This window comes from Neisseria sp. 19428wB4_WF04 (assembly GCF_015235335.1).
In the GTDB taxonomy this organism is placed as follows: domain Bacteria; phylum Pseudomonadota; class Gammaproteobacteria; order Burkholderiales; family Neisseriaceae; genus Neisseria; species Neisseria musculi.
This window is the reverse complement of the sequence record NZ_JADGLG010000011.1, coordinates 1-12,578: the sequence shown is the minus strand read 5'-3', so window position 1 is coordinate 12,578 and position 12,578 is coordinate 1. Positions and strand designations below refer to the sequence as shown.

Annotated in this window: 13 protein-coding genes and 1 pseudogene; 8 read left to right on the top strand and 6 right to left on the bottom strand. The window is 52.9% G+C overall.

All coding sequences use genetic code 11. The annotated features are described in order from the left end of the window. Nucleotides 1-85: 85 nt before the first annotated feature. The 4 genes from rfbD to rfbB all read right to left on the bottom strand — a co-directional run bounded on the left by rfbD (nt 86) and on the right by rfbB (nt 3,642). Nucleotides 86-961: a dTDP-4-dehydrorhamnose reductase gene (gene rfbD, locus IR141_RS04210; RefSeq protein WP_135034417.1), complete on the bottom strand. Its 876-nt coding sequence runs from the start codon at nt 959-961 to the stop codon at nt 86-88. Further along, nucleotides 958-1,494 (bottom strand): dTDP-4-dehydrorhamnose 3,5-epimerase, encoded by a 537-nt coding sequence (gene rfbC, locus IR141_RS04205; RefSeq protein WP_135034416.1) that lies wholly within the window; start codon nt 1,492-1,494, stop codon nt 958-960. Before rfbC ends, rfbD begins: the two co-directional genes overlap by 4 nt. An 81-nt stretch (nt 1,495-1,575) precedes the next feature. Further along, nucleotides 1,576-2,454, bottom strand: coding sequence for a glucose-1-phosphate thymidylyltransferase RfbA (rfbA, locus tag IR141_RS04200; protein WP_135034415.1), 879 nt, complete (start codon nt 2,452-2,454; stop codon nt 1,576-1,578). A gap of 105 nt (nt 2,455-2,559) precedes the next feature. Further along, complete coding sequence (rfbB, locus tag IR141_RS04195) at nt 2,560-3,642, bottom strand: dTDP-glucose 4,6-dehydratase (protein ID WP_135034414.1); 1,083 nt, start codon at nt 3,640-3,642, stop codon at nt 2,560-2,562. 188 nt (nt 3,643-3,830) lie between these two features. Here rfbB and IR141_RS04190 point away from each other — a divergent pair, with 188 nt between their 5' ends. From IR141_RS04190 to IR141_RS04180, 3 genes are all read left to right on the top strand, one after another. After that, nucleotides 3,831-4,421, top strand: coding sequence for a LemA family protein (locus IR141_RS04190; RefSeq protein ID WP_135034413.1), 591 nt, complete (start codon nt 3,831-3,833; stop codon nt 4,419-4,421). 138 nt (nt 4,422-4,559) lie between these two features. Next, nucleotides 4,560-5,417 (top strand): YgcG family protein, encoded by an 858-nt coding sequence (locus IR141_RS04185; RefSeq protein WP_245231721.1) that lies wholly within the window; start codon nt 4,560-4,562, stop codon nt 5,415-5,417. Continuing rightward, nucleotides 5,417-5,926, top strand: coding sequence for a TPM domain-containing protein (locus tag IR141_RS04180; RefSeq protein ID WP_135034412.1), 510 nt, complete (start codon nt 5,417-5,419; stop codon nt 5,924-5,926). Before IR141_RS04185 ends, IR141_RS04180 begins: the two co-directional genes overlap by 1 nt. A gap of 53 nt (nt 5,927-5,979) precedes the next feature. Here IR141_RS04180 and IR141_RS04175 read toward each other — a convergent pair whose 3' ends face one another. Then, the gene (locus IR141_RS04175; RefSeq protein ID WP_135034411.1) at nt 5,980-6,975 is read right to left on the bottom strand and encodes a hypothetical protein; all 996 of its coding nucleotides are present in this window, start codon (nt 6,973-6,975) and stop codon (nt 5,980-5,982) included. Between the two features lie 189 nt (nt 6,976-7,164). Between IR141_RS04175 and IR141_RS04170 the strand changes: the two genes are divergently transcribed. From IR141_RS04170 to IR141_RS04155, 4 genes are all read left to right on the top strand, one after another. Next, entirely contained in the window at nt 7,165-8,511 is a 1,347-nt protein-coding gene (locus tag IR141_RS04170) for a DUF2868 domain-containing protein (RefSeq protein WP_194198375.1), read from the top strand. A 70-nt stretch (nt 8,512-8,581) separates the two neighbouring features. Then, nucleotides 8,582-9,757: a DUF262 domain-containing protein gene (locus IR141_RS04165; protein ID WP_135034410.1), complete on the top strand. Its 1,176-nt coding sequence runs from the start codon at nt 8,582-8,584 to the stop codon at nt 9,755-9,757. Between the two features lie 13 nt (nt 9,758-9,770). Beyond that, complete coding sequence (locus IR141_RS04160; RefSeq protein WP_135034409.1) at nt 9,771-10,334, top strand: HEPN domain-containing protein; 564 nt, start codon at nt 9,771-9,773, stop codon at nt 10,332-10,334. Further along, the gene (locus IR141_RS04155) at nt 10,331-11,662 is read left to right on the top strand and encodes a GTPase/DUF3482 domain-containing protein (RefSeq protein WP_194198374.1); all 1,332 of its coding nucleotides are present in this window, start codon (nt 10,331-10,333) and stop codon (nt 11,660-11,662) included. Before IR141_RS04160 ends, IR141_RS04155 begins: the two co-directional genes overlap by 4 nt. A 289-nt stretch (nt 11,663-11,951) precedes the next feature. On the opposite strand, the gene IR141_RS04150 is transcribed toward IR141_RS04155, so the two are convergent. Further along, a complete protein-coding gene (locus IR141_RS04150) occupies nt 11,952-12,260 on the bottom strand; it encodes a hypothetical protein (RefSeq protein ID WP_135034407.1) in 309 nt (102 codons plus the stop codon). Nucleotides 12,261-12,369: 109 nt separating this feature from the next. Between IR141_RS04150 and IR141_RS04145 the strand changes: the two are divergent. Continuing rightward, nucleotides 12,370-12,578 (top strand): annotated as a pseudogene (locus IR141_RS04145) (IS1595 family transposase); the annotation flags it as partial.

The window sequence follows — 12,578 nt, the reverse complement described above, 5'->3', positions numbered from 1 at the left end:
ATTTCACTGTATAACGCAATCAAACAATCCGGGAGGCCGTCTGAACAGTTTCAGACGGCCTCCCGGATTGTTGCAGAGTTTTATGTCAAACAGCCTGTTCGGTCAGTTGTTCCACCACCCGGCCCAAGGCTTTTTGCCAGTCGGAAGGCTCGATACCCGATTCGGTTCGGATTCTGCTGCAATCGAGCACGCTGTATGGCGGGCGCGGGGCGGGAGTGGGGTAGGCTTCGGTGCTGATGGCGCGGAGCACAGGCGTTTTGAAAGCCGGGTTGTGATCGGCGGCCGTCTGAAAAATACGCTCGGCAAATTCATACCAACTTACCGGCTTATCGCCGCAAAAATGATAGATGCCGCGCGGAACGGCGGGGCTGCGGAGCATATCGATGACGGCCTGCGCCAAATCGCCGGCATAGGTGGGATTGCCGATTTGGTCGTTGACCACCGAAAGTTCGCTGCGCTCTGCGGCCAAGCGCAACATGGTTTTGACAAAATTATTGCCGTATTCGCTGAATACCCATGCGGTACGCAGAATCAGGCTGTCGGGGTGGGCGGCCAGCGCCAGCAGCTCGCCCGCCAGCTTGGATTTGCCGTACACGCCGGCCGGGTCGGGCAGCGAGGCTTCGGTGTAGGGTGTTTTACCGAGCCCGTTAAATACATAATCGGTGGAGATGTGGATAAAGCGGGCTTTCACTGTGCGGGCGGCGGCGGCCAGATTGTGCACGGCGGTGCCGTTTACCGTGAAGGCCTTTTCGCGTTCGCTTTCGGCCTTATCCACAGCGGTGTAGGCGGCAGCGTTTACGATGGCATCGGGCTGGAAGCTGCGCGCCATATTCAGCACGGCGGCGGCATCGGTGATGTCGAGCGTGGCCGAATCGGCTGCAATCACCTCCCAATCTTCGGGCAGACGGTCTTTGAAACAGCGGCCGAGTTGGCCTTTGGAGCCGGTAAGCAGAATTCTCATTTAAACAGTTCCTCCAGGGTTTTGCCTTGTTGGTCTTTGGCGGAGAGCAGCGGGTTGCGCAGCGGCCATTCGATGCCGATATCGGGGTCGTTCCAAATCAGGCAGCCTTCGGCTTTGGGGTTATAGAAATCGGTGCATTTGTATTCAAAATCGGCGCTGTCGCTCAACACGGCGAAACCGTGGGCGAGGCCGGGGGGGATCCAAAATTGGGTTTTGTTGTCTTCGTTGAGCATCACGCCCGCCCATTTGCCGAAAGTGGGCGAATCGGGGCGGATATCGACAGCCACATCGAACACTTCGCCGCGTACGCAGCGCACCAGTTTGCCTTGCGGGTTTTCGGTTTGGAAGTGAAGGCCGCGCAACACGCCTTTTTGCGAACGCGAGTGGTTGTCCTGCACGAAATCGGCTTCAATGCCGAGCATTTCGCGGTAGCGGTTTTTTTCAAAGGTTTCGAGAAAAAAACCGCGCTCGTCGCCGAACACTTTGGGTTGGATGATTTTTACGTCCAAAATAGCGGTATCGATAATCTGCATATCAATTCCTATCGAAAAAAGTTGGTTTTTCAGACGGCCTGCCTGTATGCGGCGGCCGGCCGTCTGAACAAAAAGCCGGTTTCAGGCCCTGCGGCCGCTGTCGAGCAGCTTTTGCAGATAGCGGCCGTAGCCGGTTTTGGCCAGGGGCTTGATGCACTCTGCCAATTCTCCGGCAGAGAGCCAGCCTTTGCCGAAAGCGATTTCTTCAAGGCAGGCGATTTTCAGGCCCTGGCGGTTTTCGATGGTGTGCACGAAATGGGCGGCTTCGAGCAGGCTCTCGTGGGTGCCGGTGTCTAGCCAGGCGAAACCGCGCCCGAGCAGCTCGACATTCAGACGGCCTTGGGCAAGATACGTTTGGTTGATGTCGGTGATTTCCAGTTCGCCGCGCGGGGAGGGCTTGATTTGTTTGGCGATTTGAACCACATCGTTGTCGTAGAAATACAGGCCGGTAACGGCATAGTTGGATTTGGGTCGGGCGGGTTTTTCTTCGATGGAAACGGCTTTGAAGTTTTCGTCAAACGCCACCACGCCGAAACGTTCGGGGTCGGCCACCTGATAGCCGAATACGGTGGCGCCGGTTTCGCGCGAGGCCGCTGCCGTGAGTTTGTTGCTGAAATGTTCGCCGAAATAGATATTGTCGCCCAACACCAAACACACGCGGTCGCTGCCGATAAACTGTGCGCCGATGATGAAGGCCTGCGCCAAGCCGTCCGGGCTGGGCTGTACGGCATAGCTGATGTGGATGCCGAAGCTGCTGCCGTTGCCGAGCAGGCGTTGGTAGCCCTGCATATCATCGGGGGTGGAAATGACCAGGATGTCACGGATGCCTGCCAGCATCAAAACCGAGAGCGGGTAATAAATCATGGGCTTGTCGTAAACGGGTAACAACTGTTTCGACACGCCCCGGGTGATGGGGTAGAGGCGGGTGCCGGAGCCGCCGGCCAAAATAATGCCTTTCATGCTGTTCCTTTTCTTTTTGTTATTGTTTTTCAGACGGCCTTATATGTTGTTTGGCGGCGGGGAGGCAGGCCGTCTGAAAGCCATCGGTTTGACAAGCCGTTCTTATCATGAGTCCGAATGTTTGCCCTGATATGAGCCGTCAAGCACGGCCTGCCACCAGTTTTCGTTGTCGAGATACCACTGCACGGTTTTGCGTATGCCGCTTTCAAAGGTTTCCTGCGGTTTCCAGCCCAAGTCGCGTGCGATTTTGGCGGCATCGATGGCGTAGCGCACATCGTGGCCGGGGCGGTCGGCAACGTGGGTGATTAACTCGGCATATGATGCGATGCGGCCTGCCGCGGCAGGGTTGCCGGCAACGGGGCGGATTTCATCGAGAATGGCGCAGATGGTGCGCACCACATCGATATTCTGCCGCTCGTTGTGGCCGCCGATGTTGTAGCTTTCGCCGTTTTCGGCACGGGTGAACACCGTCCACAAGGCGCGGGCGTGGTCTTCCACATAAAGCCAGTCGCGGATTTGCCTGCCTTCGCCGTAAACGGGCAGCGGTTTGCCCGCCAGGCAGTTGAGTATCATCAGCGGAATCAGCTTTTCGGGAAAATGGTAGGGGCCGTAGTTGTTGGAGCAGTTGGTGAGCACTGCCGGCAGGCCGTAGGTGCGCTGCCAGGCGCGCACGAGATGGTCGCTGGAGGCTTTGCTGGCCGAATAGGGGCTGCTGGGCGCGTAGGGCGTGGTTTCGGTAAACAGGCCGTCTGAACCGTGGAGGTCACCGAACACTTCATCGGTGGAAATATGGTGAAAGCGGAACTGCGGCTTGTTGGGCTCGAAGAGCGTGTTCCAATATCGGCGCGCGGCTTCGAGCAGGGTGTAGGTGCCGACAATATTGGTTTCGATAAAGGCGGCCGGGCCGGTGATGCTGCGGTCGACATGGCTTTCGGCAGCCAAATGCATCACGCCGCGAGGCCGGTGTTCTGCAAACAGCGCATCGAGTGCGGCGCGGTCGCAGATATCGGTGTGCGAAAACACATAGCGCGGGTTGGCAGCCACGCCCTCCAGCGATTGCAGGTTGCCTGCGTAGGTGAGTTTGTCGATGTTCACCACTTTGGTGTCGGTGTTTTCAATAAGGTAGCGCACAAGCGCGGAGCCGATGAAGCCGGCACCGCCGGTTACAAATACGGTGTTTTGCTGCATGAATCGATTTTGCGGTTAATGTAATCGGCGGTAATTGTATCGGCAAAAGGCCGTGCTGCACAATAACCGTTTGTGGTTTAGAGTTTGTTGTCGGGGCGGTTTTCTATATACTCCCAATGTTTTCAGACGGCTCCGGCAACTTCAGGCCGTTTGAAGCCCTTTGATTATTTTTTCACGGAGAGATCATAATGCTGAAAAAATGGCTGGCCATTATCGCCGTATCCGCTTCGCTGTCCGCCCTTGGCGGCTGCGGCTACAACACCATGCAGACGCAGGACGAAGCGGCCGATGCGGCTTGGTCGGAAGTGCTCAACCAATACCAGCGCCGCGCCGATTTGATTCCGAATTTGGTCAACACCGTTAAAGGCTACGCCAAACACGAAGAGCAGGTATTTACCGAAGTAACCGCCGCGCGTAGCAGGGTGGGCAGCATCCAAATGACTGCCGAAGATGCCGCAGATGAAGAAAAGCTCAAGCAATATGCGCAGGCGCAGGGCGAATTGAGCAGCGCGCTATCCCGCCTGCTGGTGGTTTCCGAAAACTACCCGCAGCTTAAAGCCGACCAAAACTTCCGCGATCTGCAGGCCCAGCTCGAGGGCACCGAAAACCGCGTTACGCTCGCGCGCAACAACTACATAAAAGCGGTGCAGGTTTATAACACCAACCTGCGCCAGTTTCCGCAAAACATCACGGCCAAAATCTTCGGCATGAAAGCGCGTCCGCAGTTTAGCGTTGAAAACGAAAAAGCCGTATCTGCCGCGCCCAAGGTCGAGTTTTAACGGGCGGCCTGCATAGATTCATAGATTGCGGGATACCGGCCGTCTGAACAGTTTTCCGCCCCGGCAGCCGGGGCAAAGTTTTCAGACGGCCGCACCAATCTCGATAGGCCGTCTGAAAAACGATGGGAAAGGAAAGCCGTGCAAACAGTGATACAGCGAATCGGCGTTTTCGCCGCCTTACTGCTGGCCGGCACGTGGCTGTTTGCCGCCGTGCCGCAGCTTACCGACCCGGTGATGGACACGGCGCAGATGATGCAGCCGCAGGCGCGGCAGGCACTCAATGCGCATTTGCTGCAATACAGCCGCGAAAAAGGCAGCCAGATTGCGGTGCTGACCGTGCCTGGAATCGAGCCGGAAACCCCATTCGACTATGCCGCGCGCGTGATGGAGCAATGGAAACTCGGCCGTGTGCAACACAGCGATGGCGTGTTGCTGCTGCTGGTGCGGGATGAACGCAAAACCCATCTGGCCGTAGGGCGCGGCCTCGAAGGCGCGATTCCCGATGTGTACGCCAAACGCATTCTCGAAGACATTCTGCGCCCCTATCTGCGCGAAGGCAAAACCGATGAAGGCATCAGCGCCGCCGTGGTGCAGATTGAGAAGCTGATTGCCGGCGAACAACTGCCTCAAGCGCAGCAAGAGAGCAGCGGGGAAGGCGGTAGCGACAACCTGATTCTGCTGTTGATACTACCGTTTGTTGCCGGCGGTTTTCTGAAAGCGGTGTTCGGCCGGTTTGCCGGCAGCCTGCTGACGGGCGGCGTGATGTTTGCTGCCGCACTGCTGCTCGGTTTCGGCGCGATAGTCGGTGCATTGGCTGCGGTTGCCGGTATGTTGGTGTCGTTTGTTGTCGGCAGCGGGGCGTTTGTTTCAGGAGGCGGCGGTTTCGGCGGGGGAGGCTTCGGTGGCGGCGGCTGGAGCAGCGGCGGCTTCGGCGGCGGAGGTTTTAGTGGCGGCGGCGGCGGTTTCGGCGGCGGCGGCGCATCGGGAGGCTGGTAATGGAACAAAACAAATTCAAACGCTTGTGGCAACATTGGCTGCACCCGCGCGCTCGTGTCGAACGGTATTTCCCCACCGCCGATTTGCAGCGTATCAGCCGCCATATCGGCGAATCCGAGCAGCATCATCAAGGACAGATACGCTTTGTGGTCGAATCGCGCTATCCGGGCAGCGCCGTGTTGGGCGGCCTGCAACCCCGTACCCGCGCCTGGCAGTGGTTTGGAGAGTTGGGCGTGTGGGATACCGGGCTGAATATCGGCGTGCTGGTGTATGTGTCGTTTGCCGACCATGCTGTCGAAGTAGTGGCCGACCGAGGCATCGCCGCCAAAGTGGGAGAAGAGCAGTGGCAGCACGTTTGCGAAACCATGCGCGAAGCCTTCAAGCGCGGAGCCTTCGTAGAAGGCTTGGAAAACGGCTTGCGGGAAGTAAACGCCATCTTAACCGCACACTTCCCGCGTAACGGAGAGACAGCGGCAGACGACCTGCCGAACAACGTGGTGATCAGATAGGGTGAGTTTCAGGCTCTCTGAATAGGAAAAAGGGGGCTAATCTACGTCAGCTCCTAAAACAAAGCCTCTGCCCGCAGCAGCGTGCCGATATGGTGGGGGCGGTTTTCTTCGCGGTTGTTTAAATAATTGATTTCGGTCTGCACAAACAGCCACTCGCGCCAAATAGGCTGCCGCCAGCCTGCAAACGGGCCGTAGCTGTTGAGCTTGGCTTTTCGGGCTTTGATGTTGCCGCTTGTGTAGATGCCGTAATTGAGCCGTTTGTGCCCGGGCAGGTTGTGCTGGCGGTAGAGGCTGTTGCCCCACGTCCATTCTTCGTCATTGTTGCGGGTGTATTGAAGGTGGAACTGGTTGGCGGTGAAGGTGTTGCCTTCGGGAAAGCGGCGCACTTCCCAATTGGTGCGTACATAATGTTTGCTGTCGATGCCGTAGCGGTAGATTGGCTCGAAACGGGTGCTGAAATCGCCGCCGAGCTGCCAGTCTTTGCTGCCTTTCAGGCGCAGGTAGAGGTCGTTGCCGGAGCGTATGCCGATGTCGGCATCGGTGTCGATGCCGGAGCGTTTGCCGATGCCGGACCAGCGCAATGCCAGCGATGAGTTGCTTTCGCGGCTGTGGGTTTTATCGAAGGTTTTGTTTTCGGGTGAGGTGTTTTCTTCGTAAATCTGAATGTTGTTGCGCGGTTCGTTATCTAGGGAGTCGTCGCCGAACACCACGTTTATGCGCTGTTGTAACACGGGGAGTTTCACCCTGCCGCGTATGCGCGGTTTCACCGAAAAATGGTCGTATTTGTTCCATTTGGTGTCGATCATCACGCGCAGGTTGGCATCGGCAGGGTTGTCGGGGTCGGGTTCGCCGAACCAATCGTCTATATTGTGTGCCCATGATTTCAGCCGGTTTTTTACCGCTTTGTGCCGGCGGTCGGCCCAAGTGTCGTTATCAGGTGCGGCGGCAGATGTGGGGCCGGTGCCTGTATATCGATATTCGGCAGCGTTATCGGCCCATGCGGAGCAGGAGGCGGCCAGCAGCGGAATAATCAGGTGGCGGGTGTTCATGTTGCACTCCTTTGCAATTTTTGATATGCCTATGGGCAAACTTTAACATTGTTAACCATAAAAGCATACCGAATCTGCCGCAAAGATGCCGCCGGGTTGTTTGAAAACCACTGTTTAGGCCGTCTGAAAGCCCGAGGCGCTGTGTTAGAATGACTCCGTTTTTTCAGACGGCCTTATCTTTCCAAAACCATGCTCATACCGCCCCGCCAGCTCGCCGAACTGGTGCGCCTTTTGCAGGAGCGCGGCTATATTTTCGCCGCCGATCCGCAGCCGCTCACCGAAGCTCTGCGCCATGCCGAAGGCAGCGCCGAAACCAAGCTCTGCCGCCGCGCCGAAATGATAGACAGCGACCGCAGGCTGCACGACAGCCTCGAGCGCGTGCGCAGCCTGTTTTCCCGGCTGCTGCTGGCCGCCACCGCTTTCTGGCTGGTTGGCGGCTTTGCCGGCACCGCAACGCTGATGCAGCAGCAGGGGTTGAATTTTTTCTTCGTGCTCTTTGGCGTGCTCGGCGTGCACACGCTGATGCTGTTGTTATGGCTGGGCAGTGTGCTGCTGCCGCGCTTCAAACCGCACGGCTTGTTTGCCGACCCCGCGTTATGGGTACGCGGCAAAGACCCCGTTAATCAAGCCATTTTGCGCCTGTATAGCGATGAATGGGGCAGGCCCGCTACCCGCTGGCTGATCGGCCGCACCACCCACCGCCTGTGGCTCTCTGCCTTGTCGGGTATGCTGGCGGCTTCGGTTTTACTGCTGGCCGTGCGCCAATACACTTTCAATTGGGAAAGCACCATTTTGAGCGATGCCGTTTTCGTGCAGGCCGTTCAGGCGCTTGGCTGGCTGCCTGCCCAACTCGGCTTTCCTATACCCGATGCCGATGTCGTTTTAAACAGCCGTCTGAACAACAACCTTGCCGCTGCCCGCCGGTGGGGCGGCCTGTTAATCGGCAGCATCGTCTGCTACGGCCTGCTGCCCCGCTTCGCAGCATGGCTTGCCTGCTATATTCTTTCCCGCCGCAGCATGAGCACGCTGCCGCTCGAAAAACCCTATTACCAGCAAATCATCCAGCAATGGCAGCAGCGCGTGGTCGATGCCGACACCCAAAGCGAAACCGTTGCCGCCGCCCCGCAAATCAGCCTCAGCAATGCCCCTAAATGGGCGGTGATGCTCGATGCCGAATGGGCGGATAAAACCTGGTTCCAACATGTTTTGGGGCAAGAGTGGCTAAACAAAGGCACCGCCGCCGGCCGCGATGCGGTCGCCGCGCTGAAAGCCGATTTGCAGGCCAATCCCGCCCAACTGCTGATCGGTGTGCGCGCCCGCAACATGCCTGACCGCGGCATCCTGCGCCAACTCACCGCCATAGCCGAAACCGCGCAGGGCGGGGCGGTGGTGCAGCTTTTGGCCGAAAAAAACGTTTCAGACGGCCTTGAAGACTATTTGAAACAATGGCACGCCGCGCTCACCGAACGCCGCCTGCCGTGGCTGGACCCGCCCCGAATCAGCCAAAGGGAAAGGCTGGGGCAAGAGGCCGTTTAAAACAAAAAATATTACGACAGCGTATGGTGAAATTTTATAAAACCCTAATTTAAAATTAAAGGAGTCAATTATGTATTCTGAAAATACAGAGTTAGTTGTTGATGATTATGTAGATCAAGAAGATGATTTATTGGCTGATGGATATGACATTACGGCAATTCCAAATGATTTTAATGTCATGACCTTGTATAGTTTTATTGAATCTGGAGCTGTTAGTATACCAGGATTTCAAAGGAATTTTGTATGGGATATTGGTCGTTCCTCTAAATTAATTGAATCATTATTATTAGGATTACCTGTCCCACAATTATTTCTTTATGAAAAAACGAGAAATAAATTTCTTGTTATTGATGGGCAACAAAGGCTAATGTCTATTTATTATTTCATAAGGAAAAGATTTCCTAGAAAAGAAAAAAGAGCGGAACTTCGTAATATTTTTGATAATAATCACAAAATACCAGATGATATTTTACATAATAATAATTATTTTGAAGATTTTAATCTTAAATTGTCAAATCTATCTAATGAGGAAAATAAATTTCATGGTTTAAATTATTCAACTTTAAGAGATGATAGAACTCAACTTGATTTAAGGCCTATTAGAAATATTATTGTAAAACAAAATGCACCAACTAATGATGATTCATCTATGTTTGAAATATTTAATCGACTAAATACAGGAGGAGTTAACTTAAGGCCGCAGGAAATTAGGGTAAGCATGTATCATTCAAAATTTTATGATATGTTATTTAGGATAAATAGGCTTCCTGAATGGAGAAAAATACTTGGAGCATCAAATTTGGATGTTCACATGAAAGATATTGAAATATTGCTTAGATCTTTTGCAATGCTAATGAAAAAAGATGAATATAAACCATCTATGGCCAAGTTTCTAAATCAATTCTCTAAAACATGTGAGGGATACTCTGCTGAAGAAATAGAATATTTGGAAGGCTTATTTAAGTCATTTCTTGCTGCCTGTTCACAGGTTCCTAGTGAGTCATTTAGAAGCAGATCTAGGGGTAGTTTATTCAATATTGCAATATTTGAAGCAGTGTTTTTTGCTGCATGTAAAAAAGTATATGATAACAAGGATTGTATTACAAAATTAATTGAAAAAGATAGTATTCATGAATTAGCCAATGATGTAGAGTTTTCTGAAGCTTTATTAAAAGGCACTACGCATGCTAGGAATGTAAATAAACGATTAGATCGTGCGATTGAAATTATTCGATTTAAAGATTAAATAAAGGGGCAGAATGTCTGATTCTATTGATCGAATATATCGAGAATCTGAAGAGTTAGATAAATTCTTAATAGATTCTGGAGAGTTATCTTTTAGCAGTTCTGTAAAAGATTTATATCGTAAAACTCTCTTACTCTCAATTGCAAGCCATTTTGAAACTAAGTTAACTGGTATAGTTGTTGAATATATAAGTGAAATAACTGGCCCTAGAAGCATTATAACGGAGTTGGTAAAAAGTAAGGCAATTAATCGACAATATCATACATGGTTCGATTGGAATAATGGTAGTGCAAATCCTTTTTTTGCTTTATTTGGAGAAGACTTCAAAAAGTATGCAATAAACGAAAAAAATCAATCTATCGAGTTAAATAAATCAATTAAAGAGTTTATAAGCTTAGGATTGGATAGGAACAGATTAGTTCATCAAGATTATGCTAATTTTTCATTAAATAAGACTACGGAAGAAATATATGAAAGTTATAAATTAGCTTGCTATTTTATTGAATGGATTCCTAAAGTTTTAAGAGAGCATAGTTCTGAAGAGAGTGATTTTACATCAATAAATTATTCATCATGAAAAATAGTTCATTATCCCTAGCCGTGGTCGGCCACACCAACACCGGCAAAACCTCACTGCTGCGCACGCTGTTGCGCGACAGCCGTTTCGGTGAAGTGAAAAACGCGCCCGCCACCACCCGCCATGTGGAGCAGGCGGCGATTAACGACGGTGGCGAAACGCTGGTGTATCTCTACGACACGCCCGGGCTGGAAGATGCGGGCGGCGTGCTCGACTGGCTGGAAGTCAACACTTCGAGCCGTTCAGACGGCATCGAGCGTTTGCAGCGGTTTCTCGAAAGCCCCGAAGCGGCGGGCGATTTCAATCAGGAAGCCAAAGTGCTGCGCCAGCTGCTGCAAAGCGATATGGCACTGTATGTGGTGGACGCGCGCGAGCCGGTGCTGGATAAATACAAAGAGGAACTAAAGGTTTTGTCGTGGTGCGCCAAGCCGATGATGCCGGTATTCAACTTTATCGGCGGGCAGGATTTGGGCGGATGGACGGAGATGCTGGCGCGACACACGCTCCACGTTTACAGCGGTTTTGATACTGTAGCCTTTGATTTTGAAGGAGAAATACGCTTGTGGAGCAGTTTGGCCACCATGCTGCCCCAACGCAGTATTATCGACCGCCTGATTGCGGTGCGCCGCCGCGAATGGCAGCAGCTCGACCACGAAGCACGCAGCGAAATCGCTCATTTTCTGCTCGATGTGGCGGCTTATAAGCAGGAAATCGATGAGAGCGACAACCCTGAACCCGTGCTGAAGACCATGCAGGCGGCTGTGCGACAGCTTGAGCGGCAGCTTCAGCAACAACTGTTCCAAACCTACCGTTTTTACCATAACGAAATCGACACCGGCGAATGGGTGCTCAAGGCGTTCCGACAAGACCCGTTCGATGCAGATTTGCTGAAAGAATACGGCATCCGCACCGGCACAGGCGCCGCCACCGGCGCATTAATCGGCTTGGGCGTGGACATGGTTACGCTCGGCGGCTCGCTCGGTTTGGGCACCGCCATCGGCGGCGTGCTCGGCGGCGTGTTGCCGAATATGCAGACGATTACCGACAAACTGTCGGGCAAACAAACCCTGCATATCGACCCGGAAACCCTCACCCTGCTGGCCGCACGCGCCTTAGATCTGCTTGCCGCCCTGCAAACGCGCGGCCATGCGGCGCAGGCCGAAATCCAAATGCAGAGCGGCAAAACCCCGTGGCAGGCCGCGAAACTGCCGGCCGAGCTGAATAAGGCCCGCAGCCGCCAGAAATGGTCATCGCTCAACACCCATCTGCCCGAGCTGAGCCGGCGCGAACGAGCGGAAGCAGCGGCAAAAGTGGCCGCGAAGCTGTAAAACCGGAAAAGGCCGCAGGCTTTATGCCTGTTTTCCCCTGTGCCCCGTTATACTCAGGCCTAGTTCGGGTATTTCGGGTATATTGTTGATTACCGCAAATTTCTCAATTTGCACAGCAATATATCTAGGAAAAGCCAGTGCACTTTTGCGATGGTTTACATGCATAACATCTAGGTTGGGTTCCGCTTTATGGTAAAGCGAGACAGTTTGTAACAAATGGGGAGTGGCTCAGTTTCGTACGATATTTGACATCATCGACCACGATAAAATGTAAAAGACTGGCGGAGAGTTAGTCATCTGCAACTACTGAATAAGGTAGAAGTCTGATGTTGGACTTTTCTATTACCGTGCGGTCAGAATTGCAATAAGCAATAAGGTAGTGCGGGCATGATTTGTAACAGGCTGGTTTCTCAAGCAAAATGGCTACCGAGCGTCCATGTACTCCACTTGTTGCCGTTACTGCTGCTTGGCGGTTCAATCTGTTGTACAGTCTGTTCAAAACCTTGTCTGCAAAATGACGGCCATGGCGGTTACCCCAAAACAAAGCCGCGTTTTCCGCATATTCTGAGGTTGCTTTGCAGATTTCGATAGCGGTCAACTTCCCAAACTTCTGTGGATTGCGTTGCAGACCTATGATGCCGAAAAATCGTAATTTTTATTTTAAGAAAGGGGCTGACGTAGATTAGCAGTCATGACAGGCTGCTAAAATGAAGATAACAAACTGTAAATTAAGCAAAAAAGCACAGAAGACACTATTCAGATATTTTGTGCCGGAAGTTACCGCCGTTCGGCTGCCGATGTCTTGGGTATCCGGCCCAACACCGCCATACTCTTTTACCGCAAAATCCGCCTCGTCATCAGCCATCATTCGGCCTTGGAGGCCGATCAGGTTTTTGAAGGTTCCGTAGAGTCAGAT